The sequence below is a fragment of the Ruegeria sp. AB8 genome (assembly GCF_056542605.1).
This window is the reverse complement of the sequence record NZ_JBQGAB010000001.1, coordinates 282,770-309,008: the sequence shown is the minus strand read 5'-3', so window position 1 is coordinate 309,008 and position 26,239 is coordinate 282,770. Positions and strand designations below refer to the sequence as shown.

28 protein-coding genes and 1 pseudogene are annotated in these 26,239 nt (G+C 58.3%); 11 read left to right on the top strand and 18 right to left on the bottom strand.

Going from position 1 to position 26,239, the window contains the following annotated elements; translation table 11 throughout:
- Positions 1 to 33: 33 nt before the first annotated feature.
- The 3 genes from ACR0CG_RS01510 to mltG all read left to right on the top strand — a co-directional run bounded on the left by ACR0CG_RS01510 (position 34) and on the right by mltG (position 3,406).
- Complete coding sequence (locus tag ACR0CG_RS01510) at positions 34 to 777, top strand: 1-(5-phosphoribosyl)-5-[(5-phosphoribosylamino)methylideneamino] imidazole-4-carboxamide isomerase (RefSeq protein WP_170610259.1); 744 nt, start codon at positions 34 to 36, stop codon at positions 775 to 777.
- Between the two features lie 208 nt (positions 778 to 985).
- The gene (fabF, locus tag ACR0CG_RS01505) at positions 986 to 2,251 is read left to right on the top strand and encodes a beta-ketoacyl-ACP synthase II (RefSeq protein WP_480522517.1); all 1,266 of its coding nucleotides are present in this window, start codon (positions 986 to 988) and stop codon (positions 2,249 to 2,251) included.
- Positions 2,252 to 3,406, top strand: a complete 1,155-nt coding sequence (gene mltG / locus ACR0CG_RS01500; protein WP_480522516.1) for an endolytic transglycosylase MltG — start codon at positions 2,252 to 2,254, stop codon at positions 3,404 to 3,406.
- A gap of 62 nt (positions 3,407 to 3,468) precedes the next feature.
- Here the strand turns inward: mltG and ACR0CG_RS01495 are convergent, their stop codons facing one another.
- From ACR0CG_RS01495 to phhA, 3 genes are all read right to left on the bottom strand, one after another.
- Complete coding sequence (locus ACR0CG_RS01495) at positions 3,469 to 4,731, bottom strand: DEAD/DEAH box helicase (protein ID WP_480522640.1); 1,263 nt, start codon at positions 4,729 to 4,731, stop codon at positions 3,469 to 3,471.
- Between the two features lie 299 nt (positions 4,732 to 5,030).
- Positions 5,031 to 5,369, bottom strand: a complete 339-nt coding sequence (locus ACR0CG_RS01490) for a 4a-hydroxytetrahydrobiopterin dehydratase (protein ID WP_170610266.1) — start codon at positions 5,367 to 5,369, stop codon at positions 5,031 to 5,033.
- A 6-nt stretch (positions 5,370 to 5,375) separates the two neighbouring features.
- Entirely contained in the window at positions 5,376 to 6,176 is an 801-nt protein-coding gene (gene phhA, locus ACR0CG_RS01485; RefSeq protein WP_480522515.1) for a phenylalanine 4-monooxygenase, read from the bottom strand.
- 97 nt (positions 6,177 to 6,273) lie between these two features.
- Here phhA and ACR0CG_RS01480 point away from each other — a divergent pair, with 97 nt between their 5' ends.
- Entirely contained in the window at positions 6,274 to 6,750 is a 477-nt protein-coding gene (locus ACR0CG_RS01480; protein ID WP_480522514.1) for an Lrp/AsnC family transcriptional regulator, read from the top strand.
- On the opposite strand, the gene ACR0CG_RS01475 is transcribed toward ACR0CG_RS01480, so the two are convergent.
- On the bottom strand, positions 6,714 to 7,046 hold the full coding sequence (locus ACR0CG_RS01475) for a hypothetical protein (RefSeq protein ID WP_480522512.1): 333 nt from the start codon (positions 7,044 to 7,046) through the stop codon (positions 6,714 to 6,716). The genes ACR0CG_RS01480 and ACR0CG_RS01475 overlap by 37 nt on opposite strands.
- A gap of 209 nt (positions 7,047 to 7,255) precedes the next feature.
- Between ACR0CG_RS01475 and ACR0CG_RS01470 the strand changes: the two genes are divergently transcribed.
- Positions 7,256 to 8,599, top strand: coding sequence for a DNA-packaging protein (locus ACR0CG_RS01470; protein WP_480522638.1), 1,344 nt, complete (start codon positions 7,256 to 7,258; stop codon positions 8,597 to 8,599).
- A gap of 77 nt (positions 8,600 to 8,676) precedes the next feature.
- Here ACR0CG_RS01470 and ACR0CG_RS01465 read toward each other — a convergent pair whose 3' ends face one another.
- Positions 8,677 to 9,249, bottom strand: coding sequence for a dihydrofolate reductase family protein (locus tag ACR0CG_RS01465; protein ID WP_480522511.1), 573 nt, complete (start codon positions 9,247 to 9,249; stop codon positions 8,677 to 8,679).
- A gap of 258 nt (positions 9,250 to 9,507) precedes the next feature.
- Here ACR0CG_RS01465 and ACR0CG_RS01460 point away from each other — a divergent pair.
- Positions 9,508 to 10,409 (top strand): annotated as a pseudogene (locus ACR0CG_RS01460) (phage portal protein).
- Here ACR0CG_RS01460 and ACR0CG_RS01455 read toward each other — a convergent pair.
- Positions 10,390 to 10,728 (bottom strand): TraR/DksA family transcriptional regulator, encoded by a 339-nt coding sequence (locus ACR0CG_RS01455; protein WP_480522510.1) that lies wholly within the window; start codon positions 10,726 to 10,728, stop codon positions 10,390 to 10,392. The pseudogene ACR0CG_RS01460 and the gene ACR0CG_RS01455 overlap by 20 nt on opposite strands.
- Positions 10,729 to 10,812: 84 nt before the next feature.
- Here ACR0CG_RS01455 and cysE point away from each other — a divergent pair, with 84 nt between their 5' ends.
- Positions 10,813 to 11,622: a serine O-acetyltransferase gene (gene cysE, locus ACR0CG_RS01450; RefSeq protein ID WP_480522508.1), complete on the top strand. Its 810-nt coding sequence runs from the start codon at positions 10,813 to 10,815 to the stop codon at positions 11,620 to 11,622.
- A 397-nt stretch (positions 11,623 to 12,019) separates the two neighbouring features.
- On the opposite strand, the gene ACR0CG_RS01445 is transcribed toward cysE, so the two are convergent.
- The 7 genes from ACR0CG_RS01445 to ACR0CG_RS01415 all read right to left on the bottom strand — a co-directional run bounded on the left by ACR0CG_RS01445 (position 12,020) and on the right by ACR0CG_RS01415 (position 18,420).
- On the bottom strand, positions 12,020 to 13,324 hold the full coding sequence (locus ACR0CG_RS01445; protein WP_480522507.1) for a pyruvate dehydrogenase complex dihydrolipoamide acetyltransferase: 1,305 nt from the start codon (positions 13,322 to 13,324) through the stop codon (positions 12,020 to 12,022).
- A gap of 14 nt (positions 13,325 to 13,338) precedes the next feature.
- Positions 13,339 to 13,824, bottom strand: coding sequence for a hypothetical protein (locus tag ACR0CG_RS01440; protein ID WP_480522506.1), 486 nt, complete (start codon positions 13,822 to 13,824; stop codon positions 13,339 to 13,341).
- 3 nt (positions 13,825 to 13,827) lie between these two features.
- A complete protein-coding gene (locus ACR0CG_RS01435) occupies positions 13,828 to 15,198 on the bottom strand; it encodes a pyruvate dehydrogenase complex E1 component subunit beta (RefSeq protein ID WP_480522504.1) in 1,371 nt (456 codons plus the stop codon).
- Between the two features lie 15 nt (positions 15,199 to 15,213).
- Complete coding sequence (pdhA, locus tag ACR0CG_RS01430; protein WP_170610291.1) at positions 15,214 to 16,203, bottom strand: pyruvate dehydrogenase (acetyl-transferring) E1 component subunit alpha; 990 nt, start codon at positions 16,201 to 16,203, stop codon at positions 15,214 to 15,216.
- Between the two features lie 180 nt (positions 16,204 to 16,383).
- Entirely contained in the window at positions 16,384 to 16,683 is a 300-nt protein-coding gene (locus tag ACR0CG_RS01425; RefSeq protein WP_480522503.1) for an FtsB family cell division protein, read from the bottom strand.
- Positions 16,684 to 16,815: 132 nt separating this feature from the next.
- Positions 16,816 to 17,160, bottom strand: coding sequence for a lysozyme inhibitor LprI family protein (locus ACR0CG_RS01420; protein ID WP_170610298.1), 345 nt, complete (start codon positions 17,158 to 17,160; stop codon positions 16,816 to 16,818).
- Positions 17,161 to 17,229: 69 nt separating this feature from the next.
- Positions 17,230 to 18,420 carry a phosphoglycerate kinase gene (locus tag ACR0CG_RS01415; RefSeq protein WP_480522502.1) on the bottom strand — a complete coding sequence of 397 codons (1,191 nt, stop codon included), beginning with the start codon at positions 18,418 to 18,420 and terminating at the stop codon, positions 17,230 to 17,232.
- Between the two features lie 134 nt (positions 18,421 to 18,554).
- Here ACR0CG_RS01415 and ACR0CG_RS01410 point away from each other — a divergent pair, with 134 nt between their 5' ends.
- The 3 genes from ACR0CG_RS01410 (at position 18,555) to ACR0CG_RS01400 (ending at position 20,939) form a co-directional block, all read left to right on the top strand.
- A complete protein-coding gene (locus ACR0CG_RS01410; protein ID WP_170610303.1) occupies positions 18,555 to 19,061 on the top strand; it encodes a peptidylprolyl isomerase in 507 nt (168 codons plus the stop codon).
- Positions 19,054 to 19,611 carry a peptidylprolyl isomerase gene (locus ACR0CG_RS01405; protein WP_480522501.1) on the top strand — a complete coding sequence of 186 codons (558 nt, stop codon included), beginning with the start codon at positions 19,054 to 19,056 and terminating at the stop codon, positions 19,609 to 19,611. Before ACR0CG_RS01410 ends, ACR0CG_RS01405 begins: the two co-directional genes overlap by 8 nt.
- A gap of 362 nt (positions 19,612 to 19,973) precedes the next feature.
- Complete coding sequence (locus ACR0CG_RS01400) at positions 19,974 to 20,939, top strand: DUF3179 domain-containing protein (protein ID WP_480522499.1); 966 nt, start codon at positions 19,974 to 19,976, stop codon at positions 20,937 to 20,939.
- A 21-nt stretch (positions 20,940 to 20,960) separates the two neighbouring features.
- On the opposite strand, the gene aqpZ is transcribed toward ACR0CG_RS01400, so the two are convergent.
- A complete protein-coding gene (aqpZ, locus tag ACR0CG_RS01395) occupies positions 20,961 to 21,650 on the bottom strand; it encodes an aquaporin Z (protein ID WP_480522498.1) in 690 nt (229 codons plus the stop codon).
- A gap of 359 nt (positions 21,651 to 22,009) precedes the next feature.
- On the opposite strand from aqpZ, the gene ACR0CG_RS01390 reads away from it, so the two are divergent.
- Positions 22,010 to 22,774 carry a hypothetical protein gene (locus ACR0CG_RS01390; RefSeq protein ID WP_480522496.1) on the top strand — a complete coding sequence of 255 codons (765 nt, stop codon included), beginning with the start codon at positions 22,010 to 22,012 and terminating at the stop codon, positions 22,772 to 22,774.
- 77 nt (positions 22,775 to 22,851) lie between these two features.
- Here ACR0CG_RS01390 and ACR0CG_RS01385 read toward each other — a convergent pair whose 3' ends face one another.
- The 4 genes from ACR0CG_RS01385 to ACR0CG_RS01370 form a co-directional block, all read right to left on the bottom strand.
- On the bottom strand, positions 22,852 to 23,352 hold the full coding sequence (locus ACR0CG_RS01385) for a bactofilin family protein (RefSeq protein WP_170610317.1): 501 nt from the start codon (positions 23,350 to 23,352) through the stop codon (positions 22,852 to 22,854).
- Positions 23,342 to 24,667, bottom strand: coding sequence for a M23 family metallopeptidase (locus tag ACR0CG_RS01380; protein WP_321252372.1), 1,326 nt, complete (start codon positions 24,665 to 24,667; stop codon positions 23,342 to 23,344). The genes ACR0CG_RS01385 and ACR0CG_RS01380 overlap by 11 nt, the downstream gene beginning before the upstream one ends.
- A gap of 182 nt (positions 24,668 to 24,849) precedes the next feature.
- Entirely contained in the window at positions 24,850 to 25,662 is an 813-nt protein-coding gene (locus ACR0CG_RS01375; protein WP_480522636.1) for a ferritin-like domain-containing protein, read from the bottom strand.
- A 94-nt stretch (positions 25,663 to 25,756) separates the two neighbouring features.
- Positions 25,757 to 26,218, bottom strand: a complete 462-nt coding sequence (locus tag ACR0CG_RS01370; RefSeq protein WP_170610321.1) for a peroxiredoxin — start codon at positions 26,216 to 26,218, stop codon at positions 25,757 to 25,759.
- Between the last annotated feature and the right edge of the window lie 21 nt (positions 26,219 to 26,239).

The window sequence follows — 26,239 nt, the reverse complement described above, 5'->3', positions numbered from 1 at the left end:
GATTTTACAGCGATTGGGCGAAGGAGCATGCTCATGAGGATTTATCCCACGATGGAATTGCAGAACGGACGGTGTGTCTCGCTGGACAAAGGCCGTCTCGATGAAGCCATGGTCTGGCATGTCGATCCGGTTGCAACCGCACGCAGCTGGTCCGCGGCCGGGGCCGAATGGATGCAGCTTACGGACTTCGACGCAATCGAAGGGCGCAATACCAACGCCGAACTGATTGAAGAAATAATTCGAAGCGCGGAAATGCCGGTGCAGCTTGCCGGTGGTATGCGAAGCCGCGAGCACGTCGAGCACTGGATCGACAAAGGTGCCGGCCGGGTTGTGATCGGAACCCTGGCCGCGCGTGATCCCCACGTGGTCAAGGAACTTGCCAAACTGCACCCCGACCAGATCGTTCTGGCCGTGGATGTCTGGCAAGGTCAGGTTATGACCGAGGGCTGGCGCAGCCAAAGTGCCTTTACGCCAGAAGCCTTCATCGATGCTTTTGCCGACACGCCTTTTGCTGCCATTCTGGTCACTGATATCGACAGCGACATGGATGACGTCGAAGCGCAGTTGGGATTGATTTCGGGTCTGGCCAAGCACTCGCGGACCCCGGTCATTGCCAGCGGTGTCGTTCGTACGGCAGACGATATTTCGCGGCTGGCCTACATCTCTAACATCTCGGGCGCGATTGTGGGCCGTGCGCTGTTCCGCAAGACACTGAGCTTGTCCGAAGCGCTTAAGGTTGCGGCCGCTGCCCATGAACCTGTAGCGCAGTTCCAATAGGACCGGCCGGGTAATTCTGTTCCGCCCTTTTCCGTTTCAGGGAAGGGGCGGTTTTTTGTGCAGAGAGGTGGTTCATTCCTGCTGAACCACAATATATGACCGGAATTGGCGAAATGACGCTAACAAGGAATGCGCCCTTGCTCTTGCCCCCGGACCCCGGGGCGGGGTATGGACGGTTCTCATACAGGAAGCAGGCAAGAGGCATTTCATGCGCAGAGTCGTTGTAACCGGTCTGGGATTGGTCACTCCTTTGGCCAGTGGGGTCGAGGAAACCTGGTCGCGGCTGCTGGATGGGGAATCCGGCGCGGGCCCGATTACCTATTTCGATGCTGAGGCAAGTGGTGTCACCACGACATATGCCTGCGAAGTGCCGCGTGGAGACGGCACGAACGGGACTTTCAACCCTGACGACTGGCTGCCGCCGAAAGAGCAGCGCAAGATCGAAGATTTCATTCTGTATTCGATTGCTGCTGCAGACATGGCCTGTCAGGATTCCGGCTGGTTGCCTGAAGATGAGGAAAGCCGCCTGCGGACTGGTGTTTTGATCGGCTCGGGCATCGGCGGGCTGGGGTCCATCGCGGAAACTGCCAATCTGATCCGCGACAAGGGCCCACGGCGTGTTTCGCCATTCTTTATTCCTGGCGCGCTGATCAACCTGGCGTCGGGTCAGGTGTCGATCCGTCATGGCTTCAAGGGGCCGAACCATTCGGTCGTGACCGCCTGTTCCACCGGGGCGCATGCGATCGGCGACGCCAGCCGCATCATCCGCGCCGGGGACGCTGACGTGATGGTGGCCGGTGGCGGCGAAGGTTGCATCTGTGAGATCGGTATTGCCGGTTTCAACGCGTGTAAGGCACTGTCGACCAAATACGCGGATGATCCTAAAAAGGCGAGCCGCCCATATGACATCGATCGTGACGGGTTCGTCATGGGTGAAGGTGCGGGTATCGTGGTTCTTGAAGAATACGAACACGCAAAGGCGCGCGGTGCAAAGATTTACGCCGAGGTTCTGGGTTATGGCATGTCGGGTGACGCTTATCACATCACGGCGCCATCCGAGGACGGTGATGGCGCCGAGCGTTCGATGAAAGCCGCGCTGCGCAGTGCCGGTCTGGAACCGAAGGATCTGGACTATATCAACGCGCATGGCACTTCGACCATGGCGGATACGATCGAGTTGGGTGCGGTGGAACGTTTGCTGGGCGATCATGCAAGCAAGGCAACCATGACTTCGACCAAGTCGGCCACGGGCCACCTTTTGGGTGCGGCAGGCGCGATTGAGGCGATTTTCTCGATCCTGGCAATCCGGGATCAGGTTGCCCCACCGACAATCAACCTGGACAATCCGGCGGTTGAAACACCCATCGATCTGGCACCGAACGCCAAGCGTGAGCGTGAGATCAACGTGGCACTTTCCAATTCGTTCGGCTTTGGCGGCACAAACGCAAGCGTGATCTTTGGAAAGGTCAGTTAAATGTGGCGGGCCCTAGCGTCCAACGCGCTGACCTTGCTGGTGGTCGGCCTGTTTCTGATGGGCGGTCTGATCATTTGGGGGCAATCGCAATACAAGGCTGAAGGTCCGCTGCAATCCGCGATCTGCCTGCGGGTGGAAAGCGGTTCGAACATGACACGTGTTAGTCGCGATCTGGAGGATCAGGGTGCGATCAGCAATGCCATGATCTTTCGCATGGGCGCCGACTATTCGGATCAGGCGCAGAAATTGAAGGCGGGCAGCTTTCTGGTGCGCGAAGGCGCCTCGATGCAGCAGATCATCGACGAGATCACCAGCAGTGGTGTAAGCACCTGTGGTTCCGAGATTGAGTACCGTATCGGTGTAACCCGCACGCAGACCCGGGTACGCGAATTGGACCCTGCGACTTTGGATTTTGTCGAGGTTGCCTCATTTGGATCAGATGAGGAAACTCCGCCGGAATACGCAGAAAAACGTGGCGAGGCTGACACGCGCTATCGGGTGTCAGTGGCCGAGGGCGTGACCGCGTGGCAGGTTGTCGACGCGCTGAAGTCATTTGACGCGCTGAGTGGTGACGTAACCCAAATTCCGGCCGAGGGTGAGTTGGCGCCTGACAGCTATGATATCAAGCCGGGCGACGACAGGAATGCTGTCTTGCAGAAAATGCAGGATAAGCAGCAGCTTCGGATCAACGCAGTCTGGGAAGGTCGTCAGGACGGGTTGCCACTGGAAAGCCCGGAAGAAATGCTGATCCTCGCGTCCATCATCGAAAAGGAAACCGGCGTGCCGGAAGAGCGCGGACAAGTAGCCAGCGTATTCGTGAACCGCTTGAAGCAGGGCATGAAGCTGCAGACAGACCCGACCGTGATCTACGGGATCACCAAGGGTCAGGGTGTCCTTGGACGCGGATTGCGGAGAAGTGAGCTACGGCGCGCAACCCCTTGGAATACTTACCTGATCGATGGGCTTCCGCCGACACCGATTGCCAATCCGGGACTGGCAAGTCTGGAGGCCGCAGTTGCGCCCGAAGAAACCGACTATGTCTTCTTTGTTGCTGACGGAACCGGCGGTCATGCTTTTGCGGAAACCTTGCAGGAGCATAACCGCAATGTTGCCAAATGGCGTGAGATCGAAGCCGAGCGCAACTCGAGCAACTAATCCGCAAGAGACATGAATAAGTGGCCGGGGGCGCATCGCCGCCGGCCATTGTTGTTGTGCGATCAGGCCGCCGGGCGTCGGCGCTGTCTGCGCCGTTTGGAAGGGGCGGCATTCGAGTTTCCGGAACCCGCATGCGGTTTGGAACCTCTGCGACGATTGCCCTGACGGCGCGCAGGTTTCTGAGGCTCGGCTGCTTCAGGCAACGCGCCGCTGGCGACGGGAATTTCAATCTTCATCAGCTTTTGAATTTGCCGCAGCAGATCGACTTCTTCCGGTGCGCAAAACGCAATGGCTTCACCTTCGCGCCCGGCACGGGCCGTCCGCCCAATGCGGTGGACATAATTGTCGGGCACCTCGGGCAAGTCATAGTTGATCACATAGGCAACGCCGGGGATGTCGATCCCGCGTGCGGCCACGTCCGTCGCCACAAGAATCTTGATCTCGCCCGTGCGAAACGCCTTGATGGCGCGGTCGCGTTGTCCCTGGCTTTTGTTGCCATGGATCGATGCCGCGTTGAAACCATCTGCGACCAGCCCCTTCATCAGCTTTTCTGCGCCATGTTTGGTGCGGGAAAACACAAGCGTCAGCGCCTCGGGGTCGGTGGACAGAATATCACGCAGTTTGCCGGGCTTTCCGGGCTTGTCGATGAAGTGGATGGATTGAGTGATCTTGTCCGCAGCTTTGCCCGGTGGCGAAACCTGCACCCTTTGCGGGTTGGTCAGGTATGCGCGGCTGAGTTCCTCCATCTGCTTGGGCATCGTGGCCGAGAACAGCATGGTCTGGCGCGGGCTTCCCAGATGCGGCGCAATGCGGCGCAGGGCGTGGATGAAGCCCATGTCCAGCATCTGATCGGCTTCGTCCAGCACAAGATGCCGGACGGCGCCCAGATCGACGGCGCCGCGATCCATCAGGTCGATCAGGCGTCCGGGCGTTGCCACGAGGATGTCGGTGCCGCGTGACAGGAACGAAATCTGCTTGTTGATGGACTGGCCACCAACAACGGTCGCTACACGCAGTTTGGTCTTCTTGGTCAGATTGCGCAGACTTTCAGCGATCTGATTGACCAGTTCGCGGGTCGGGGCCAGGATCAGTGCCTTTGCCGTTTTGGGGGCCGGTTTGCCTGGCTGGGCCAGAAGGTGGTCAATCAGCGGCAGGCCGAAGGCCAGCGTTTTACCTGTACCGGTCTGGGCCAGGCCCAAAATATCGTGTCCCTGAAGCGCAAGCGGAATGGCCTGGTTCTGGATGGGGGTGGGTTGGGTAAGTTGCGCGTTTTTCAGGGCGTCATTCAGAGCGGGTGCAAGACCCAGCATGTCGAAGTCGAACAAATCGTATTCCTTTTTGGTCCGCAAAGCCGGGTTGGCCGCGAACATGAGATTCTGGCCACGCAACTTGCGCGACCGGCAGGGTTTAGCGAGACCTCAGGACGGGCAGGCGGGTCCTGCGCCATCCGGCCATCGCATCAAGAACCCTGCGTGAAGGGGAACTGGAGGGTAGGAGCGCTTTGGGCAGGCTACGAGCCTGCCGATGCTCACGCGTCAGCGCTGTGTTGAGCGGCACATGAGGGTTACGAGCGCAATTGTCAAGCGCTGCTGAATGCAAACGCTTGTTTGGGGTGATTATCGTGTTACGCCGTCAGAGCGTCCAGTTTTGCGGCCCAGATGAAGTCATTGTCACTGAGGCCGCCGATCTCATGCGTGGTGAGCCGGACCACTACGTAACCATAGCCGAAACTGATATCGGGGTGATGCCCCTGCTGATCGGCGAGCCATGCGCAAAGATTGGCCAGATAGGTCGCCTTGGCAAATCCCTTGAACTTAAAGCGCCGCGTCAGTGTTTTGGTTTCGGAATCAAGCTGCCAGTCCGGGCTGAGGGCCTTGAGATGCGACTTGGCGTCTTGCGCGGTCAGCGGCGGTATGCCGCCGGAACAAGGGACGCATGTTTGATCTGCTAGTTTCTGTGTCATGGTGGATCACTCGGCAGCGGTTGTTTTTTCAGGGAACTTGTTCGGCAACAGACCGAGAGACTGGGCGCGGTGGACGTCGGCCAGAAGGTTGCGCTCGGCCGCTTCGAACAGCTCCTCTGGATCGTTTAGCAAAAAATACCCCATCTGGTGCATATCGATCCGATAAGGAGTGCGCAGGATCGTCAGGACATCAAACGGTTCCCGATCAGGTACGTCGCTGTTCACGGCGTATACAAGTTCGGTGGGCGAGGAAGCCAGTCCGGATCCCAGCGCTTTGATACCACCTTCCTGTCGACGCAGCCCAAATTCGATTGTGAACCAGTATAGCCGGATCAGCCACGCATAGTCGTTCGGTCCGGCCTGTTGCCCGGCTTTACCGATGGCATGGCTGAACGCCGCAAAACGCGGATCACTCAGCAACGGAGTATGGCCGAAGATTTCATGAAAAATGTCGGGCTCTTCAATATAGTCAAAATCTTCACGTGAGCGAATGAAGGATGCCGCAGGGAAAGTTCGATCCGCCAGCATGCCGAAGAACGTCTTAAACCCGATGAGGGCCGGAACCGGCTGCACCCGCCAGCCGGTCAGATCCAGCAGACGCTCGGAGATGTCCGCGCAAGAAGGTACGGTTGTTTTGGGAAGATCGAGGCGTGCCAGCCCGTCCAGGTATTCGCGCGCCATGTAGCGCTGAACATTTGGCGCTTGCGCGGCATAGAGATCGGCCCAAACCGCGTTCTCTTCATCCGTGTAGACTATGTGGCCGCGGCTGTCGGGTACTTTCGCGACGTAGCTGGTTGATTTGGGCATGATGTATCCTCCTGAAACAATTGTAGCCGGGAAGCTTGGAATAAATGTCTGGAAAGAGGCGATTGGATTGCTATTTTGAAATGTATGGATGCCCAGAATGGAAATTGTGAAACATATGCTTCATGATGCGGATATTGCGGTTTTGCGAGAGTTGCAGCTGAACGGCCGACTGTCGATGCAGGATTTGGCAGAGCGAACCGGGTTGTCGGCCTCACAATGCTGGCGGCGGGTGCGTGATCTGGAAGCGTCGGGCGTTATTGCCGGCTATGGGGCGCAGCTCAGGGCCAAGGAAATCGGGCTGAATGCGATCGCTTATGTCCATGTTGCGCTGCGAGATCATCACGAGGACAGCATCAAGTCATTCCTGCGTTTGGTGGAGACTGAACCGCAGATAGTGGAATGCGCGTCCATCACCGGGGACCATGATTTTATTCTGAAAGTGTATGCACGAACACCGGAGGAACTTGAGGGCTTTATCATGCAGCGTCTTCTGAAGTCCGGGCTGGTTCGGGATACCCGGAGCAATTTCGTGCTGCGTCAAAACAAAACACGGGCGCCTTTGCCTTTGCGTTGATTGTTCGACAAAGGCTTGAAGGTTGCCCGGTAGGCGAAAGAAATCATTAATAATTTTGTCACGATGCCTGTTGCGCCGACGTTGCGCGAAGCCTTGACTGGGCGGCCTTTCTCGCGTAAAGGTTGTGTCATGCTAGAAGAAGTGGGCAACGGCCCCGGGGCAACCCGGTGGCCGTTTTTCGTTTCTCTCGTGCGGAAAAACTCTCGCATGAGGTCACAGGCAAACATGACTTTGATTACCCCGGAAGAGCGGATGTCCCAAACGGCGGAACTTTTGCAGTCGCTCGAGACGTCCATTCGCGGTTTGCGCCAGGCAGCGGAAGAACTGCGCAGGCAAATCGGAGCTGGGGAGGATGCAGATCTTGCTGGTACAGCAAAACAACTCGGGCAGTTAGAGGGGCTGATCCGAAGTTGCCAAAAAGTGGAGACAAGCTTTGTCGAACAACATCACAGACAAGCCGGGATTGCCCAAGGAGGATACGCACTTGACCTTGAGCGCGCTCGATTTGAAATCGGGTGCAGGCTGGCTCGCCTCCGCAGATGCTGCAGTGAGGGAGAGGTTTCTGAATGAGATCGGGAAGGGGGGGCTGTGCGCCCTCCCTTTCCTGTTTGAATTCTGGGCGCTGCCGCATCAGTTGCCGCCCGAGGGCGACTGGCGGTCCTGGGTGATCATGGGCGGGCGTGGAGCGGGCAAGACACGTGCCGGGGCCGAGTGGGTGCGTTCGATGGTCGAGGGGTCTTTGCCTTTGGATAAAGGGGAGGCCAGTCGGGTCGCGTTGGTTGGTGAGACGTTTGATCAGGTGCGTGATGTGATGATCTTTGGCGATAGCGGGATATTGCAGTGTTCGCCCCCGGATCGTCGACCTGTTTGGAAGGCATCGGAACGGAAACTGATCTGGCCCAATGCGGCCGAGGCGCAGGCTTTTTCGGCGCATGATCTGGAGGGGCTGCGTGGACCGCAGTTCGATGCGGCCTGGGTGGATGAACTGGCCAAGTGGAAGAAGGCGGGCGAGACCTGGGACATGTTGCAATTTGCGTTGCGGCTGGGCGAGCGACCTCGGGTCTGTGTGACCACCACGCCGCGCAATGTGAAGGTTTTGAAGGAATTGTTGGCGTCGCCCTCTACCGTACAAACCCATGCGCAGACCGAGGCGAACCGGGCCAATCTGGCGGAGTCCTTTTTGGAAGAGGTGCGCGCGCGATACGCGGGCACGCGGCTGGGGCGACAGGAGTTGGACGGGGTACTGCTGTCAGATGCCGAAGGGGCGCTGTGGACGGGTTCGATGCTGGAGGCGGCGCGCTGTGCGCGGGTGCCTGAGTTGGATCGCATCGTTGTGGCATTGGACCCGGCGGTGACGGCGGGATCGGATGCGGATGCCTGTGGGATCGTGGTCGTGGGCGCTCAGGTGCAGGGGCCGCCCGAGGAATGGCGGGCGTTCGTGCTGGCTGACCGGACGGTGCAGGGTGTTGGCCCGGCGGGCTGGGCGCAAGCCGCGATTGACGCGATGGATGAGTTCGCGGCGGAACGGCTCGTGGCCGAGGTCAATCAGGGCGGGCAACTGGTTGAGGAGGTCGTTCGGCAGGTGGACCCTCTGGTCCCGTTCCGGGCAGTCCGTGCGTCGCGGGGCAAGGTCGCGAGGGCAGAGCCTGTGGCGGCCCTGTACGAGCAGGGGCGTGTGGCGCATGTGGCGGGGATGGACGCGCTGGAGGAGCAGATGTGCCAAATGACCGCGCGTGGGTTCGAGGGGCAGGGCTCGCCTGACCGGGTCGACGCTCTGGTCTGGGCGCTGCATGAGTTGGTTGTGGGGCCTGCGGCGGCGTATCGGAGGCCGCGGGTAAGGGCGTTGTAAGAGGTTGTTCACTTCAAGCCTAGATGCCGAACGACTGCAAGCATCCTGTTTTATTGATGCTGCGCAAGACGCAAAAGTCAGCTCTCGGGGACGCCTTTTTCGATACGATAGCGGAACTGGATATAACCGCTCGGGCAGGCGACTGCCTGCGCGTCAGTTAGAGTGACATCTCGGAGAGTTCTTCCGAACAATGGTGTTCCATCGCCGATCAGGATCGGCATTTGGGTTATGGTGATCTCGTCAAGTCGACCGAGGTTAATAAAATTCTGAATAGTCTTGCCGCCGTCGATATACGCACTCTGGTAGCCTTCAGCCTCAAGCCTATCCAAGAGTGCTGTCAGGTCGCCTGAATACAGTTCGATTCTGTTTTTCAGATTGGCTGGGGGCGTTTGAATCGTTTTGCTTAGCACAACAATCTTTGTTGTTCCGTAGGGCCACTGATCGGGTGGCAGATCAAAGCTGCTGATCATTTCCATGCATTTGCGACCCATGATCATGCAATCGATGGTCGCAAAGTAGGTCGCAAAGTCGATGTAGCTCTCGGCCATGCCAGCCTCCGGGTTGCCCGCGGATTCAAGCCAGTCAACACTGCCATCAGCACGGGCAATAAACCCGTCTGCGCTTGTTGCGATATATGCGCTGCACTTCATGACGACCTCCTTGGTTTTCTAGTCAACCCAAAGGATGCTGGTTGTTATCTAACTTGATAGCAGACATTCGTTCCAACAGATATCTCGGCAGCTTCGTCCGCAATGAGGCAAATTGAACTCAATGCAAATCTGGAGTGAAGCAGGCGGTTGAGTTGGGCGTTGCACAACCCCCGCACGCCCCATTCCCGAGGCTTAAACGTTTTTGCGTCATAACTCCTTTCAACAAGCCGGGCAGAGCGGCGGCAGAAAGGAGCACAGATGGTATTCGATTTCTTGCGTCATGGATCGGCTGGCGAGGCACCCGAGGCGAAGGCGAGCGCGGCGGGGCCTGTGGTGGCGTGGCAGACGGGCGGGCGCGTGGCGTGGAGCCCTCGGGATACGGTATCGCTGACGCGGACGGGGTTTTCGGGGAACCCGGTGGGGTTTCGGTCGGTCAAGTTGATTGCCGAGGCGGCGTCGGCGTTGCCTTTGGTGCTGCAGGATCAGGCGCAGCGGTTTGATACTCATCCGATCCTGTCGCTGGTGCGTCGTCCAAATGCGGCGCAGGGGCGGGCGGAGTTGATGGAGGCCTTGTTCGGGCAGTTGCTGCTGTCGGGCAATGCCTATGTCGAGGCGGTTCAAGCCGAGGAAGGCCGGCCTGTTGAGTTGTACGTCTTGCGATCGGACCGGATGAATGTGGTGCCGGGGGCGGATGGTTCTGGAAGGAGGGCTGGATTGGAAACCGGTTGGTTTCTCGCCGTCCGATATGGAATTTCAAAAGACCAAGGAAGCCGCCGCCTGCGAGATCGCTCTGGCCTTTTGGGGTCCCGCCGATGCTGAAGGGACCCCGGGGGAAGCGACCTATTCGAACTCAGGAGGCCAATCGGGCGTTCTATCGCCTGACAGTTCTGTCCCTGGCGACGCGTGCCTTGTTGGCCGCGCCGCAGCGGGAGCGTCGGAAACTATGCGCCCTGATGATCGCCGAGGCTGAGCTGGCCGATCAACATGTCAGGCGAACCGGCGATCTGCATCCGGTTTTCGGCAACGGATCGTTGATGGCCGCGGCGCGGAGCCGTCGGCTGGCGGATGAACCAGACTTTGAAGATATTCAATATTGCCAGTGCTTTGAGATGGTTCTGAGCCAACTGATCCGCTTTCTGGTTAGCCGGATGCGCAGCTGACACATTTGCCGGCGGCTGGATCAAGGTCCAGCCGCCCGCGCGGGATTTCATCGCCGCAATCCTCGCAATATCCGAACTCACCATCGTCGATCCGTGTCAGGGCCGCTTGCAATCGGCGGGCCTCAAGATCCCGGTTTGCTTGCTGGGCCTTGGCCATGGCCTGATTTTGCAGCGCATCCATTCGGCTGAGGCGCCCCACGGCCTGTTGATCCAACGGAACGATCGCCTGGGCCTCTTTGCCCGCCTCTGATTGCGCGGCCAGTTCGCGCAATCGGTCGCGAATTTGTGTTTCGAAATCGGCCAGTTCGGACTCATTCATTTTCGTTACACTGCGGATCAAGGGTTTGCGTTTGGTGTTTTTACAACTAAATGGCATTCTAGGCGCAGCAAGGGATCAATAGCTATGTTTGAAACGCGCACCAAAGTGAGAAATATGGATCCGGTCTGGGATCGGATCACGGCCGAGGCGCACGCGGCTGTTGAAAAAGAGCCACTGATGGGCGGGTTGGTGCACGCGTGTATCCTCCATCACCGCAGCCTTGAACGTGCGCTGTCGTATCGGGTGGCGGCCAAGCTGTGCTCGAACGAGATGTCGATGATGGTTCTGCGCGAGATCGTGGACGAGGCCTATGCCGACGACCACGGATTGATAGAAGCAGCGCGGGCAGACCTGATGGCCGTCTACGAACGCGACCCGGCCTGCCACCGCTTGTTGCAGCCCATTTTGTATTTCAAAGGCTATCAGGCGATGCAGGCGTATCGTGTCGCGCATTGGCTGTGGCGCACGGGCCGTCATGACTTGGCTTATTTCTTCCAGATGCGTTCGTCCGAGATCTTTGGGATCGACATTCACCCGGCAGCGCAGATCGGAAAAGGCATCATGATCGATCACGCACACTCCATCGTGATCGGGGAAACCGCCGTTGTCGGTGATAACGTCTCGATGCTGCATTCTGTGACGCTTGGCGGAACCGGCAAGGAAGAAGAACAGCGCCATCCGAAGATCGGAAACGGTGTTCTGATTGGGGCCGGGGCCAAAGTGCTGGGCAATATCAAGGTCGGTAACTGCAGCCGAATAGCCGCGGGATCGGTGGTGCTGCAGGAGGTTCCGCCTTGCAAGACCGTGGCGGGCATTCCTGCCAAGATCGTGGGTGAGGCGGGCTGTGATCAGCCGTCGATCTCGATGGACCACATGCTGGGCAAAGACCAGTAAGGCAAATCAGTTCGAGTGGTTGTTCATTTTCTCCGACCGCTCGCACCTTCTTTCTTCCCATCGCTTCTTGCGCTCTTTGATCACACTATCGCGCCGTTTTCTGTCTTGCGAATGCAGCAGGATCAGATGAACTGAAACGGGAATTTTCGCGCGGGCAGCTGTTGGGCTTGGCCCTTAATGGCGCTGGAAGTGCTGTCGCCAGCAAAAAAGAGAAAAAGCAAAATTCTGACTGATTTCGCAGAGGTCATTGCACTCCGACAGGTAAAGGAATCATGCGCAAAGAGATGCGAGACGCCGATCTTTCTGAACAAGGTCGATGGTGATCTCGCCATCTCACATTCTGAACAAGGGGCAAAGCCTCGCCGGATCAAGGATGCGGCGAGGCTGTTGTCTTGTTTCAGGCCAGCATGACCATTGGGTTTTCAAGGTTGTCCACTATGGCTTGCAGCAACTGTGCACCAAGCGCGCCGTCAATGACCCGGTGATCAACCGACATTGTGACCGACATGACCGTCGCGACCGTCAGTTCGCCATCTTCACCCACGACCGGCTTCTTCAACCCTGTACCAACGGCCAGAATACCTGCATGGGGCGGGTTCACGATGGCGTCGAAATTGTCGATACCAAACATGCCGAGGTTCGAAACCGCGAATGTACCGCCCTGATATTCATGCGGTGCCAGCTTGCGTTCACGGGCACGACCGGCGAGGTCCTTCATCTCGGTTGACAGCGCAGAAAGCGATTTGGTGTCGGCGTCCTGTAGAACTGGGGTGAACAGGCCGCCTTCGATTGCAACCGCAACGGCGACATCCGACGGCCTCAGTTGCAGCACCCGATCGCCCGCCCAGACGGCGTTGCATTCCGGGACCTGTTGCAGCGCGTTGGCGACGGCCTTGATGATAAAGTCGTTGACGCTCAGCTTTACGCCACGGCCCTCCAGTTGTTTGTTCAACTGGCTGCGGAACTTGAGCAGTGCATCCAGCTTGATGTCGCGGCGCAGATAGAAATGCGGGATGGTCTGTTTAGCTTCACCCAGACGCGCGGCGATGGTCTTGCGCATCCCGTCGAGTTTGATCTCTTCGTATTCACGACCCTCGTACATGCGGGCAACCATATCGGCGGATGGGCCAGTTGGAGCCGCCGCCGCTGCAGGTGCTGACGCGGCTGCGGCGGGTGCCGCAGCAGGTGCGGTTGCTGTCGCGCCTTCCACATCTGCCTTGACGATACGGCCATGGGGACCCGATCCGGACAATTGCGCAAGATCCAGGCCTTTCTGCGCCGCGATGCGTCTGGCCAGAGGTGATGCAAAGATGCGTCCGCCATCGGCTTTGGCCGGAGCAGACGGGGCAGGGGCCGGCGCCTCGGGTGCCGCGGGCGCGGCAGCCTCGTTGCCCGCGGCGGCTGCAGGCGCAGCCGCTGGAGCAGCGGCAGGCGCGGCCGCGATATCATCGGCGCTTTCGCCATCGTCCAGAAGAACCGCAATAGCGGTGTTGACCTTGACCCCTTCGGTGCCTTCCGGGATCAGGATCTTACCAACAACACCTTCGTCGACGGCCTCGAACTCCATCGTGGCCTTGTCGGTTTCGATTTCGGCCAGCAAGTCACCCGAGGCGACGGTGTCGCCTTCCTTGACCAGCCATTTGGCAAGTGTTCCTTCCTCCATGGTGGGTGAAAGGGCGGGCATCAGAATTTCGGTGGGCATGTCTTCATGTCCTCTTACTTCGAGAATGAGTAGATCAGCGTTGCGATGTCGATAAGCAGAATAGCGGCACAAAAGGTGACGAACACACCAATCACCATGGAACGCGCGCGCGACACATGCGGGTGGTTTGTCTTCAGCCACTCAGTGAAGTTTCCCAGTGCCGCCGCGTCGCTGTGATCCAAAACCGCCAGGTAATCCATGCCAAGCTGCAAGCGCTGCTGCTCGAGCACGATGTAGATGACGGAAGCATACGAAACGATACAGGCAACGCTCAGCATTGCCCGGATAGGCCAGGCGTCGGTCAGACTTCCAACCATAAAGGAAAACTGAAACTCGATCCCGTTCAGGCCTTCCAGATTCAAAGCTATGCTGATGAAGGAAACGGCAAGGAACGCTGCGCAAACATAAAGCAGATTGCGGTTGTTGTCCTTTCGTGCGGCATCGAGGCTTTCGAAAAGCCAGTCTGCTCCCGAAGGATAATCTGCGTTCCTTGCAATCATCGCCTAGCGGTACGTCACTTGTTTGACGGCTGCGATCACCTCATCGGTGGTCACCAGCGCCAGTTTTTCCAGGTTTGCAGCGTAGGGCATCGGAACATCCTTGCCGGTGCAGTTGATGACCGGCGCGTCGAGGTAATCGAACGCCTCCTGCATCACCACGGATGAGATATAGCTGCCAACCGAACCTTGCGGCCAACCTTCCTCGACAGTCACCAGGCGATTGGTCTTCATCACGGAATTGATGATTGCACCTGTATCCATCGGGCGGATTGTGCGCAGGTCGATCACTTCGGCGTTGATACCTTCTCCGGCCAGCTTGTCGGCGGCTTCCAGTGCGAACTGCATGCCGATACCGAAGCTGACGATGGTGACGTCGGAACCTTCGCGCCAGATACGGGCCTTGCCCAGCGGGACGGTCAGGTCGTCAACCTGAGGCATGTCAAAGCTGCGACCGTAAAGGATTTCGTTTTCCAGGAAAACGACCGGGTTGGGATCGCGGATGGCAGACTTCAGCAGACCTTTTGCGTCAGCGGCAGAGTAAGGCATGACAACCTTGAGGCCGGGCACCTGCATGTACCACGCCGCATAGTCCTGGCTGTGTTGGGCTGCGACGCGTGCCGCTGCGCCGTTCGGACCACGGAACACGATCGGACAACCCATCTGACCGCCGGACATGTAAAGCGTCTTGGCGGCCGAGTTGATGATCTGGTCAATTGCCTGCATGGCGAAGTTGAAGGTCATGAACTCGACAATCGGTTTCAACCCACCAAAGGCCGAACCCACCGCGATGCCAGCAAACCCGTGCTCGGTGATCGGAGTGTCGATCACACGCTTGCTGCCGAATTCGTCCAGCAGGCCTTGCGAGATTTTGTAGGCACCCTGATATTCGGCGACTTCTTCGCCCATCAGGTAAACGTCCTCATCGCCACGCATTTCTTCGGCCATGGCGTCGCGCAAGGCTTCGCGAACGGTTTGGGGTTTCATTTCGGCATCTGCCGGCCAGTCGGGGGACAGATCCACCACCGGTGCCGCCGGTGCAGCAGCCGGAGCCGCAGCAGCGACCGCCGCCGGGGCAGCCTCGGGCGCCACTTCAGCAGCGGGCGCGGCCGACGGCAGGGCCGAGGCGTCTTCACCTTCCTCAACCAGAATGGCGATTGGAGTGTTCACCTTGACCCCTTCGGTGCCTTCCTCGATCAGGATCTTGCCAACGATGCCTTCGTCGACGGCTTCGAACTCCATTGTGGCCTTGTCGGTTTCGATCTCGGCCATGATATCGCCGGATGAAACGGTGTCGCCTTCCTTGACCAGCCATTTGGCCAGCGTGCCCTCTTCCATCGTGGGCGAAAGGGCGGGCATGAGAATTTCGGTTGCCATGTCTTATTCGTCCTCTCAGGCGTAGATGTCGGTCCAGAGCTCGTCCAGTGACGGCTCGGGGCTTTCTTTCGAGAATTCGGCGGCCTTGTTGACGACCTCTTTGATCTCTTTGTCGATTGCTTTCAGATCATCTTCTGTCGCGTGTTTGCCGGACAACAGCAGCTCGCGCACATGTTCGATCGGGTCGCTTTGCTCGCGGACCTTCTGAACTTCTTCCCGTGTGCGATACTTGGCCGGGTCGGACATCGAGTGGCCGCGGTAGCGATAAGTCTTGACTTCAAGGATATAGGGACCCTTGCCCGCGCGGCAGTGGGCGACGGCCTTTTCGCCGGCCTCCTTGACGGCCAGAACATCCATGCCGTTGACGATCTCGCCGGGAATGCCAAAGGCTTCTCCGCGAACGTAAATGTCCTGGGTCGAGGTAGAGCGGGCTTGCGCGGTGCCCATGGCGTACTGGTTGTTCTCGATCACGAAGACAACGGGAAGATCCCACAGGGCAGCCATGTTGAAGGTTTCATACACCTGACCCTGGTTCGCCGCTCCGTCGCCGAAATAGGTGAATGTCACCCTTCCGTTGCCCTTGTACTTGTCGGCAAAGGCCAGACCCGCGCCCAATGGCACCTGCGCGCCCACGATGCCGTGGCCGCCGTAGAAATGTTTCTCTTTCGAGAACATGTGCATCGAGCCGCCCTTGCCCTTGGACAGGCCGCCCTCGCGCCCAGTCAGTTCGGCCATCACGCCGCCGGGATCCATGCCGCAGGCCAGCATATGGCCATGATCACGATAGGAGGTGATGCGCTTGTCGCCTTCTTCGGCAGCAGCTTCGAGACCGACCACAACGGCCTCCTGACCGATGTACAAATGGCAAAATCCGCCGATCAGACCCATACCGTATAGTTGTCCCGCCTTCTCCTCGAATCGGCGGATTAGCAACATTTCGCGATAATAGAGTTTGAGTTCGTCCGCAGAAACGTTTGGTTTCTTTGTGGTTTTTCGCGCAGCCATTGTGGCAATCTCCCCCTTTCGGCAAGATAGTTTAGCGTTAAACTATCTCATAGAACATTTGACCGCATCTGGCGAGAGTAAAAGTAACGCAGGGGCAGGATACGCGATCCTTGGCCTTGCGGTCTTCGTTAAAAGACTGCGGGCAAAGGTTTTTCGATGAAAAATCTGAAACCTCAGGGATCAATGAATGACGATTTCATCCGTTCGGACCATGCCCAGAACCGAGCGGGCCTGCTGGTCCAGCAAATCAAGATCCAGATAGGTGTCCGACAGACGGCGGGTCAGGTTTTCCATTTCCGAGGTCTCAGCCTCAAGCCGGGCCAGATCGCGCGACAGAGCGTCCCGTTCCGCAGCAATCTCGACCCGTCTGAACAGGCCAAAATCGCCCTGCACAGCGGCGAAGGTGAAATAGACACCCAGCATGAAAGCCACCATGAAGAACAAAACTGAGCCCAAACCGGGCCGATGGGAACGGGACACTCTGTTAACCGCCGTATGAAGTCTGCCTCAAAAACGTGCCCTTTGCGGACATCTGATCGCACTATGTCACAGGCGATTCGCGTTGTGAATCCCTTGATTCGCACTTTTTTGCGAATTGCCGAATTAGGTTTCTCAGCGCCATGCCGCCAGCGCCTGATTGCGGGTCAGAGTTTGCTGCTCCATGCAGGCCCAATAGAACATGGGCGCCGCGCTGCCATCGCTTGCCAGCTCCGGATCGCAAGTCGCGTCACGCGCCTTCAGCCAGGCGCGCTGTTCGTTCAACAGGGATTGACCGTTCCCACGCGCATCGGCAAGCGGTTTGACTTCGGCCCAGATACGGTTCAACTCGCGATCCGCGATTTCCCATTTTTCCTTGGCGCAGAAATTGGCGTCGAGTTGGGTTTGTCCGCCACAACTGGATTGTGCGGCGGAATAGGCGGGGATCAATGCAACGATCAGGCAGGCAAGGTACCTCATGACAAAATCTCCAATTCAATAAGGAGAGTTTATCATGAGGCGCGAAATGCAGCTAATTTGTCTTTATGACTAGCCTTCCAATGCCGCGACGCCGGGCAGGGTTTTGCCTTCCATCCACTCAAGAAACGCGCCGCCGGCGGTTGAGATGTAGGTGAAATCGCTGGCTGCCCCCGACGCATTAAGGGCGGCAACCGTGTCACCCCCACCTGCAACCGAGATCAGCTTGCCCGACCGGGTCAGCGCAGCCGCTTTAAGCGCTGCGGCGTTTGTGGCAGCGTCGAAGGGTTCCAGCTCGAAAGCACCCAGCGGGCCGTTCCAGATCAGGGTCTGGCTTTGCGCAAAGATTTCGTTGATGGCCGCGACACTTTCGGGGCCGGCATCCAGGATCATACCCTCCGGGGGGCATCCATCAGATTGCAGAACCTGATGCGGAGCATGGGCTTCGAACTTTTCGGCGACCACGATGTCGCGGGGCAGGACAATCGTGCAGCCCGACGTCTCCGCCTTTGCCAGAATTTCCGCAGCCGTGTCCTTCATCGCGGTTTCGGCCAGCGATTTCCCGACATCAATGCCCTTGGCGACAAAAAATGTGTTCGCCATACCTCCGCCAATGACCAGATAGTCGACCTTGTCGATCAGATTGCCCAGCAACTCCAGCTTGGTCGATACCTTGGCCCCACCGACAACGGCAGTGACGGGGCGTTTCGGTGAACCCAAGGCGCCTTCCAGCGCCTCAAGTTCCGCCTGCATCAGACGACCGGCGCAAGCGGGAAGCAAACGTGCAAGCGCCTCGGTCGAGCTGTGGGCGCGGTGCGCGGCGGAAAACGCGTCGTTACAATACAGATCACCCAGGCGAGCCATACCTGCGGCCAGGTCCGCATCGTTCTTGGTCTCTGCCGCATGGAAACGGGTGTTTTCCAACAGCAGCACCTGACCGGGCTTCAGTTCCTGCGCGGCCAGTTCGGCTTCGGCACCGACGCAATCGGCAGCAAACAGGACCTCGGCTCCAAATGCGGCCTCCAGGGTCGGTACCAGCTGTTTCAGAGACAGGCTCTCGCGGCGTTCACCGCCAGGGCGTCCGAAATGGGCCAGCAGGATAGGTTTGCCGCCTGCGTTCAGGATATCGCGCACGGTCGGAACGATCCGCTGAATACGGGTTGCATCGGTCACGACGCCGTCCACGACCGGAACGTTGATGTCCACGCGCACCAGCACCCGTTTGTCGCCCATGTCCATATCGTCCAGCGTTTTCCAGCTCATCGCCCAATCCTCGTCATTTTTGAACCGATCTAGGCGGTTCTTTTCCTGCATTTTGCATTCAGGTCAATGCGTCACTTGGCATTCATGCGCCCGCATCATAGGTATTTGCGCAAGATAAACGACAGGAGGGCCAAATGGCCGAGATCAAGGATCCCGAAAACACCATCATCATCGAACTGAAGGATGGCAATGTCGTCATCGAGCTTCTGCCGGACGTGGCGCCCCAACACAGTGAGCGGATGAAGGAACTGGCGCGAGCGGGCGAATACGACAACGTGGCCTTTCACCGTGTGATCGACGGCTTCATGGCGCAAACCGGCGACGTACAGCATGGCGACATGGAAGACGGGTTCAACCTGCGTATGGCAGGTACCGGCGGTTCGTCCCTGCCGAACGTTCCGGCGGAATTCTCGAAACTGCCCCACGACCGGGGAACGCTGGGCGCCGCCCGGTCACAGAACCCGAACTCGGCGAATTCGCAGTTCTTCATCAACTTCAAGGACAATCATTTCCTGAACGGCCAGTACACTGTTTACGGCCGCGTTATCGAAGGCATGGAGCATGTCGACGCCATCACCCGCGGCGAGCCGCCTGCAAGCCCCGACCGGATGGTCAGCGTCAAGGTGGCGGCCGATGCATAAGCTGGCGGCAGTTTTTGCTCTGATTGCCGGCCCGGCGCTGGCAACCGGGCTTGAGATCAAGGTCGAAGGTCAAGGGGCCAATGGCACCATCACCATCGAACTGTTCGACGACGTAGCCCCCAAACATGTTGAACAGATCGCGGCGCTGGCCAGCGAAGGTCAGTATGACGGTGTGATCTTCCACCGCGTGATTGACGGGTTCATGGCACAGACGGGTGACGTGCATTTCGGCGATCAGAACTCTGATGAGTTCAACGCGGGTTTGGCCGGGCGCGGCGGTTCCAAACGTCCGGACCTGCCTGCCGAGTTTTCGGACGTGACGTTCGATCGTGGCGTTGTAGGCATGGCGCGGGGTAATAACCCCAACAGCGCCAACTCGCAGTTCTTCATCATGTTCGAGCCCGGTCCGTTTTTGGACGGCCAGTACACGGTCGTCGGAAAAGTCACGGACGGCATGGATGTTGTTGATGCGATCAAACGCGGTGAAGGGCAGAACGGTGCCGTCATCGGACAGCCTGACGTGATGAAAAAAGTCACCGTGACCGAGTAATACCTCAAACCCGGCGCTGTTTCGCGCCGGGTTTTCCCATTCCGCTACCCATCGATTAAATCGTGGATCGCACGGTATGAGCTTCCGGCGCCTGAAGCGAAGCGAAGTGGCTTACATCTTTCAATGTTAACATTGCAGCAGCAGGGATCGCATCGGCGATTGCCTGTGAATAATCCGTCAGGATCGCCTCCTTGACTGGTGCGCCGGTTATGACGGCACATGGCCCTGGCTTTTGATAGAAACAGAATTGGGTGCCAGCGGAAGCTTCTTTACCCCGATCCGGTGCATTCAATTTTGCGTGTATCGGTCTGGTCCAAGGGGGAAAGCTGCGTCAGCATGACAGAACGTCAAGAGGTGGGCTGATGCGCGTTCTCTTTACATGTGCGTTGATGATTTGGGCCACCGCCACAGGAGCCGGCCCTGATGAATGGCGCGCGGAATGGCCGGAGACCGATTTCAGAAAATCCGCAATAGCGAACTGGTCCGAAATCCGGTCTGGTGGTCCGCCGAAAGATGGGATTCCGGCATTGGACAATCCCGGCTTTGTCCCCGTTTCCACTGGCTCGCTTGCAGATGTCGAACCTGTGATAACTGTGGAACTGGCGGGAGACGCGCCACGCGCCTATCCAATCCGCTATCTGATGTGGCATGAGATCGTGAACGACCGTATCGGCAGCACCCCCATCGCCGTTACATTTTGCCCGCTTTGCAACTCGGCCATCGTGTTTGATCGGCGATTGTCCAATCGTGTGTTGAGTTTTGGCGTCACCGGCAAACTACGTCATTCCGATATGGTGATGTATGACCGCGAAACCCAAAGCTGGTGGCAACAGGCGACGGGTCAGGCCATTGTCGGACGCATGACAGGTCGCGAACTCAGGACTTTGCCGGTTTGGATGGAAAGCTGGGCCGATTTCAGCGCCCGCAATCCCGACGGGCTGGTGATGGCTGAACCCGCCTACAACCGCGACTATGGGCGCAACCCCTATCGGGGCTATGACACGTCGCGTCGACCGTTTCTGTACTCCGGACAAGACCCGCCGCACGGTATTCCACCGCTTGAACGGGTCGTGCGGGTGGGGGACAAGGCGTGGCCCCTGACGCGCCTGAGCGAAGAACATGAAGTGCAGGAAGCGGGGCTGACAATACGGTGGTCACCGGGTCAGGCCTCGGCGCTGGACACGGGGCGGATTGCAAAAGGGCGTGATATCGGATCGATCCGCGTGCGGGATGACAAGGGCAGGGACGTTGTCCACGATGTCATGTTTGCCTTTGCCTTTCATGCCTTCTGGCCGAACGGGCAATGGATGGTCGGAGGCCGCCCTTAACGGCCTCCGACAGAGTTCACCCTAGTCTTCCGGGGACATTACTTTCCAGATCACTGCTCCGATCGCGGCCCCGATCAGCGGCGCGACCCAGAACAGCCACAGCTGCGCCAGCGCCGGACCATCCGCAAACAGCGCCACACCGGTCGACCGCGCCGGGTTGACCGACGTATTCGTGACCGGGATCGAGATCAGGTGGATAAGAGTCAGGCCCAGACCGATTGCAATCGGGGCAAAACCCGCAGGCGCGCCGGCAGACGTCGCACCCAGAATGATCAGAATGAAGAACGCCGTCAGAACGATCTCAATGATCAGTGCGGACATCATCGAATACCCTTCGGGCGATGCATCACCGTACCCGTTCGATGCAAACCCGCCCACGCCTTCAAAACCGGGTGCACCGCTGACGATCATATACAGAACAATCGCCGCAACAATCGCGCCGACCACCTGCGCGCTCCAATAGGGCAACAGATCCTTGGCCGGAAACCGCCCGCCAATCATAAGCCCCAGGCTGACGGCAGGGTTGAAATGTCCGCCTGAAATATGCCCGACCGTATAGGCCATTGTCAGCACGGTCAGGCCGAACGCAAAGGAAACACCCAGCCAGCCAATACCAACATCAGCTACACCTGCAGCAAGTACCGCACTGCCGCACCCACCCAGCACCAACCAGAAGGCGCCGAAAAACTCTGCCATTAGTTTTGATGACATCAAAAGTCCTCCAGAAAACAATGATTTTCAGGATAATTCAAAAAACACGTTTTGTGAAACTAATGAAATCGGAGAGTTTTTTTGCGAAAGCGGGCCGCACTCAACAGACCATCGAGGACGCTCTGGCTGCGCTACTCAATCGCCTGAGCATAGAGGGCGCGAAACCCGCGTCGCATAAGCATCCTTAGTTGATGTTCTATTGACCGCCGCCAGTTGCCGACTGCGGCAAGCGCATTACATCCGAGGCTCGAGATTCTATGTAGATACCTGATGAGTGTTTCAGTGACCGGACCTCAGCGGTATGTCTTGTTCAGTCGATTGCGATCAAGGTCAAATCTTGGATGGGTCAAAAACGGAAAATGCCTCTCAGTGCAAAACTGCCCGGGGACCATTCGTTCGCCGGTGTCATCGAAGATGCATATCGCGTTTTTTCCTACCCCAAGCCAACACGAACCGGCGTCTGCGAAGGGTGCTGCATGGAGGCGTCCATCGAAGCGGATTTCTTCAATCCGGGTATTGAAGATCTGCCTCTGCACTATATTCGGGATTGGTTCTTTGCGGCATGTGATCCGAAAGGCGTCGATAAGATAATTTGGGCCTATCTCCTGCCACGTATACTGGAAGTGCTGGCATGTGATGAAGACGTCAGCTCGAACGGGCTTGAAGTCAGCCTGAGCCGGTTTGAAACCGGCAACCCGGATAACTGGTCAGCCGAGGAATGGAATGTGCTCGATCGGTTTCAGCGCCTCTTCCTGATGCGCGAGATCGACCGGCAAGGGCATGATTACCTGGATGATACGATCTGTATGTTCAGCCTGGGTGGGTGGCCATTGGAAACCCTGCTGGCGCAGGTTGCGGATGTTGCCGATGACAAGCTGGTCTGCCGTTTCTGGAACGACTGGTGCGCCGGTCGCGTACCTGGTCGCGAGGCGATTTGGATCACCGCCTTTTGGCCAAGCCCGAACAACTCCAGAATATTCGACTTCTACACTTCAAAAGAGATGCATCAGAGGTTTGAGAAGTTGGCTTTTGCAGACGACACCAAGGCAGAACTTGCCGAAAAGGCAACTGCAGTTGCGGGAATCATAGAAACCAATGCCACGTGGAACCAGCGTGAGACCTAGAAGGCCCAGATGCAGTCAAAGAAAAACGCCGCAGTGTTGCTGCGGCGTTTTCCAGACATTTTCTGTTTCAGCAGAGGTTACTGGCTGACTTCCGCTGCCGGGTTTGCGCCCGACTTGCCGCTGCGGCCAGGGTTCAGAGGGTCGTCCTGACGTTGCACCGAACCTTCGAAATGCGCGCCGCTTTCGATAGCGATGGTCTTGTGGATGATGTCGCCTTCAACCCGTGCGGTCGAAGTCAGGCGGACCTTCAGGCCGCGGACCCGGCCGACAATGCGGCCATTGATCACCACGTCATCGGCAGTCACTTCACCCTTGATGGTGGCCGTCTCGCCAATGGTCAGCAAATGGGCGCGAATATCGCCTTCGACGGTGCCTTCCACCTGGATGTCGCCGGACGTTTTGATGTTGCCTGTGATGTGCAGGTCCGACGACAGAACCGATGCTGGTGGCTTCGGCTTGGGCGGAGTGCTGGCCTTGGTTTCGGTCGAGGTGGGTGCTGCCGGCGTTGCCGGGGCGGCCGGCTTGGCCGCTTCAGGTGCCTTGGAACCGGGCTCGTTGATTTTGCTCTTAGAAAACATTTCTCGCAGCCTTGATGTAAGTCATTGGGTTCACAGGTCTCCCGTTCGACCGCACCTCATAGTGCAGATGCGTGCCGGTTGACCGTCCGGTGCTACCCATATCAGCAATATGATCCCCGCGCGAGACCCTTTGACCGACCTTCACGCGGATCTTTGTGTTATGAGCGTAAAGTGTCTCAAGTCCGAACGCGTGCTTGATCTTTACCAGCCGCCCAAAGCCTGACTGCCAGCCCGCATGGGTGACAACGCCATCGGCCGTGGCAAAGATATCCGTGCCGTGCGGTCCGGCAAAATCTGCACCATTGTGCATGCGGCGCCCACCGGTTTTGGGGTCACGACGGGTGCCATAGCCACTGGTGTATCGCACCGCGGCACGCACCGGGCTCGCAAAGGGCGCTTTTTCCGCCGCAATACGGTAGAGGTTCAACTGGTCCATCTGCTGCAGCAGACGGTTCGCGCGGATTTCTTCCGGAGATAACTCCTCACCGCGCGTGCTGAAGGATAAAGGGGTCAGCGGACCGCCCATACCGCTATATCCGCGCCGGACCTCTTCGATGATACGGTCTGTGGGCATACCTGCCTGCTGGAACATCTTGTCCAATGGCTCGACAGAAATGACCATCGCTTCTTCCAGTTGCCGGAAAATCTCGTCGCTGCGCTCCTGCATCAGGCGGATTTCCAGTTCAAGCTCGTCACGCTGATCCAACGCATCGCGGGCATTGGCGGCGATCTGATCGCGTTCCTGCGCCGTCCGCGCCAGCGCTTCGGTCATGAAACCCATTTGCGCGGGGTTCGCGGCAGCGGCCATGTAGACGTCGCCCCCGTCGGTGCCCTGTTGCACTTGGGCCAACTCGGTTCGCGCCTCTTCGCGCTGCTTCATCGTCGCGCGCAACGTGGTCTGGATCACGTCAATCCCGGTTTCCAATTCACGGCGGCGATTTTCCGATGCCAGCAGTTCTGATTGCATGACGGAAATCTGCTCAAGCGCGGCGTTGAACCGGTCCTGCGCGGCCAATGCCTCCTGTGCGCGCGCGTCGCGTTCTTCCGAGATGATATTCAGCCGTTCCTGATATGTCGCCTGATCGCGCCTTGCCTGATCGCGGAAATTGCCCGACCCGATACTGTCCATCAGCAGGATCGCCGTGGCAACGGCGGTCCAGCCGACCATGATGGCCACACCGGCAACCGCCGCAATCTGGGTTTCGGAACTCAGCCGTATGAACCGGGTGTCCTGGTCGGATTTCAGAAAAACTCTGCGCTCGGGAAAGTGCCGCTCGAGCAGTGAGTGAATTTTGATTGCCAGACGTGTTCGCACGCGTCTTCCCTCTCTCGTCCCCATTTTGGGGACCGGTCGTGAGTGATAGCCGTCCCTTGGGCGAAGTGCATAGAGGGCCGGTTCGATTTGGGCAAGTTTGTTGACCGGAGAGACAACTTAACAGCCGGTAATGGGCCAATTGTCGGCGGGATTTTGCCTAAACAGCCGCATTGGCCCCCAGATCATGTGCTTCCCGGCAATGGCATCTCTTCAGTGAGGGGCCAGTAAAAATCCGGGGGCAGCCCGGCTTCGGCGCGTTTCTCTTCGTTGAAAGGTGGTTTCAGGCTGCCATGAAAGTAGCGCCGGACAAGCTGGTGGAACACGTCTTTTGGGTCGGCGTTTTCGCGTCCACACAGAAAATGAAACCATTTCGAGCCGTACGCCACGTGGCCGACCTCTTCGGCATAGATCACCTCAAGCGCGGCGATGGCTTCATCTGCACCAGCCTTGCGGAAGATTTCGATCATGCCCGGCGTGACGTCCAGACCACGTGCCTCCAGCACCATTGGCACCACGGCCAGCCGCCCCATCAAATCGTCGGCCGTATCTTCAGCCGCGCGCCACATTCCGGCATGGGCGGGCAGGGCGCCATAGAAACTGCCCATCTGTTCAAGGCAATCACAGACCATTTCGAAATGGCGCGACTCCTCTTCGGCGCATTTGACCCAATCGTCATAAAACCCGATCGGCATGGAGATGTGACCGAACCGGGCGATGATATCCCAGTGGAGGTCCACTGCATTCAGCTCGATATGGGCCACTGCGTGTAACAGCGCGATGCGACCGGCCTCGGAGCCGGGGCGGCGTTTGGGTACGTCGCGCGGCGACCGAAGTTCGGGCTTTTCAGGCCGTGCCGGGTTCAGAGGTGGCGTGGCGGTGCCGATTTCAATCCGCGGCGCTTCACCCTTGCGGGCAGCAAACCATGCGGCGGCATGGCGCTTGGAAAGCGCGGTCTTGGCCCGCCCATCTGCCGTGTTCAGAACTTCGGTCGCCATCGTCGTCAGCGTGTCGGACACGGGTATCCTCCGCAGTAGCCTGGTGTCGCGCGGTTGATAGACCGTATGGTCGCCTGGGTCGAGGGGGCCGAACCTAAAGTGCGCGTACAGCCTCCAGCACCTCGTCGACGTGACCGGGCACCTTGACCTTGCGCCAGACCCGGGCGATCCGACCATCAGCGTCGATCAGAAAGGTTGATCTTTCGATCCCCATGGATTTGCGCCCATACATGTTCTTTTCCACCCAGACCCCGTAGTCCTCGCAAGTGGTTGATCCCTCGTCTGACAACAGCGGTGTGGTCAGTCCATGCTTGGCGACGAATTTGTCGTGCTTGGCCACACTGTCCCTCGAGATGCCGAAAACTTGAGCGCCAGCTTCCGCAAAGCTCTGAAGTTGTTCCGAGAAACCGATGGATTCCTTGGTGCAGCCCGGCGTATCATCACGGGGGTAAAAGAATAAGACGACGGCTTGGCCGCGCAGGTCCGACAAGGTAATTTCACCGCCTCCGTCCCGTGGCAGGGCGAAATCGGGGGCTATGTCTGAAACATCGGGCATTGGAAACTCCGTTGAATTGGT

Coding starts and splice junctions, on each gene's coding strand:
- aqpZ (WP_480522498.1), bottom strand. CDS start 21,650: ATGTCATCAAAACTAATGGCAGAGTTTTTCGGCGCCTTCTGGTTGGTG.
- ACR0CG_RS01475 (WP_480522512.1), bottom strand. CDS start 7,046: ATGGACGTCTCGAGCGACTGCAAAAGTTCCGCCGTTTGGGACATCCGC.
- ACR0CG_RS01510 (WP_170610259.1), top strand. CDS start 34: ATGAGGATTTATCCCACGATGGAATTGCAGAACGGACGGTGTGTCTCG.
- ACR0CG_RS01405 (WP_480522501.1), top strand. CDS start 19,054: ATGCATAAGCTGGCGGCAGTTTTTGCTCTGATTGCCGGCCCGGCGCTG.
- ACR0CG_RS01435 (WP_480522504.1), bottom strand. CDS start 15,198: ATGGCAACCGAAATTCTCATGCCCGCCCTTTCGCCCACGATGGAAGAG.
- ACR0CG_RS01490 (WP_170610266.1), bottom strand. CDS start 5,369: ATGACACAGAAACTAGCAGATCAAACATGCGTCCCTTGTTCCGGCGGC.
- phhA (WP_480522515.1), bottom strand. CDS start 6,176: ATGCCCAAATCAACCAGCTACGTCGCGAAAGTACCCGACAGCCGCGGC.
- ACR0CG_RS01465 (WP_480522511.1), bottom strand. CDS start 9,249: ATGAAGTGCAGCGCATATATCGCAACAAGCGCAGACGGGTTTATTGCC.
- mltG (WP_480522516.1), top strand. CDS start 2,252: ATGTGGCGGGCCCTAGCGTCCAACGCGCTGACCTTGCTGGTGGTCGGC.
- ACR0CG_RS01440 (WP_480522506.1), bottom strand. CDS start 13,824: ATGATTGCAAGGAACGCAGATTATCCTTCGGGAGCAGACTGGCTTTTC.
- ACR0CG_RS01445 (WP_480522507.1), bottom strand. CDS start 13,324: ATGCCCACCGAAATTCTGATGCCCGCCCTTTCACCCACCATGGAGGAA.
- ACR0CG_RS01370 (WP_170610321.1), bottom strand. CDS start 26,218: ATGCCCGATGTTTCAGACATAGCCCCCGATTTCGCCCTGCCACGGGAC.
- cysE (WP_480522508.1), top strand. CDS start 10,813: ATGTTTGAAACGCGCACCAAAGTGAGAAATATGGATCCGGTCTGGGAT.
- ACR0CG_RS01390 (WP_480522496.1), top strand. CDS start 22,010: ATGCCTCTCAGTGCAAAACTGCCCGGGGACCATTCGTTCGCCGGTGTC.
- pdhA (WP_170610291.1), bottom strand. CDS start 16,203: ATGGCTGCGCGAAAAACCACAAAGAAACCAAACGTTTCTGCGGACGAA.
- ACR0CG_RS01420 (WP_170610298.1), bottom strand. CDS start 17,160: ATGAGGTACCTTGCCTGCCTGATCGTTGCATTGATCCCCGCCTATTCC.
- ACR0CG_RS01410 (WP_170610303.1), top strand. CDS start 18,555: ATGGCCGAGATCAAGGATCCCGAAAACACCATCATCATCGAACTGAAG.
- ACR0CG_RS01415 (WP_480522502.1), bottom strand. CDS start 18,420: ATGAGCTGGAAAACGCTGGACGATATGGACATGGGCGACAAACGGGTG.
- ACR0CG_RS01385 (WP_170610317.1), bottom strand. CDS start 23,352: ATGTTTTCTAAGAGCAAAATCAACGAGCCCGGTTCCAAGGCACCTGAA.
- ACR0CG_RS01480 (WP_480522514.1), top strand. CDS start 6,274: ATGGAAATTGTGAAACATATGCTTCATGATGCGGATATTGCGGTTTTG.
- ACR0CG_RS01455 (WP_480522510.1), bottom strand. CDS start 10,728: ATGAATGAGTCCGAACTGGCCGATTTCGAAACACAAATTCGCGACCGA.
- fabF (WP_480522517.1), top strand. CDS start 986: ATGCGCAGAGTCGTTGTAACCGGTCTGGGATTGGTCACTCCTTTGGCC.
- ACR0CG_RS01400 (WP_480522499.1), top strand. CDS start 19,974: ATGCGCGTTCTCTTTACATGTGCGTTGATGATTTGGGCCACCGCCACA.
- ACR0CG_RS01375 (WP_480522636.1), bottom strand. CDS start 25,662: ATGGCGACCGAAGTTCTGAACACGGCAGATGGGCGGGCCAAGACCGCG.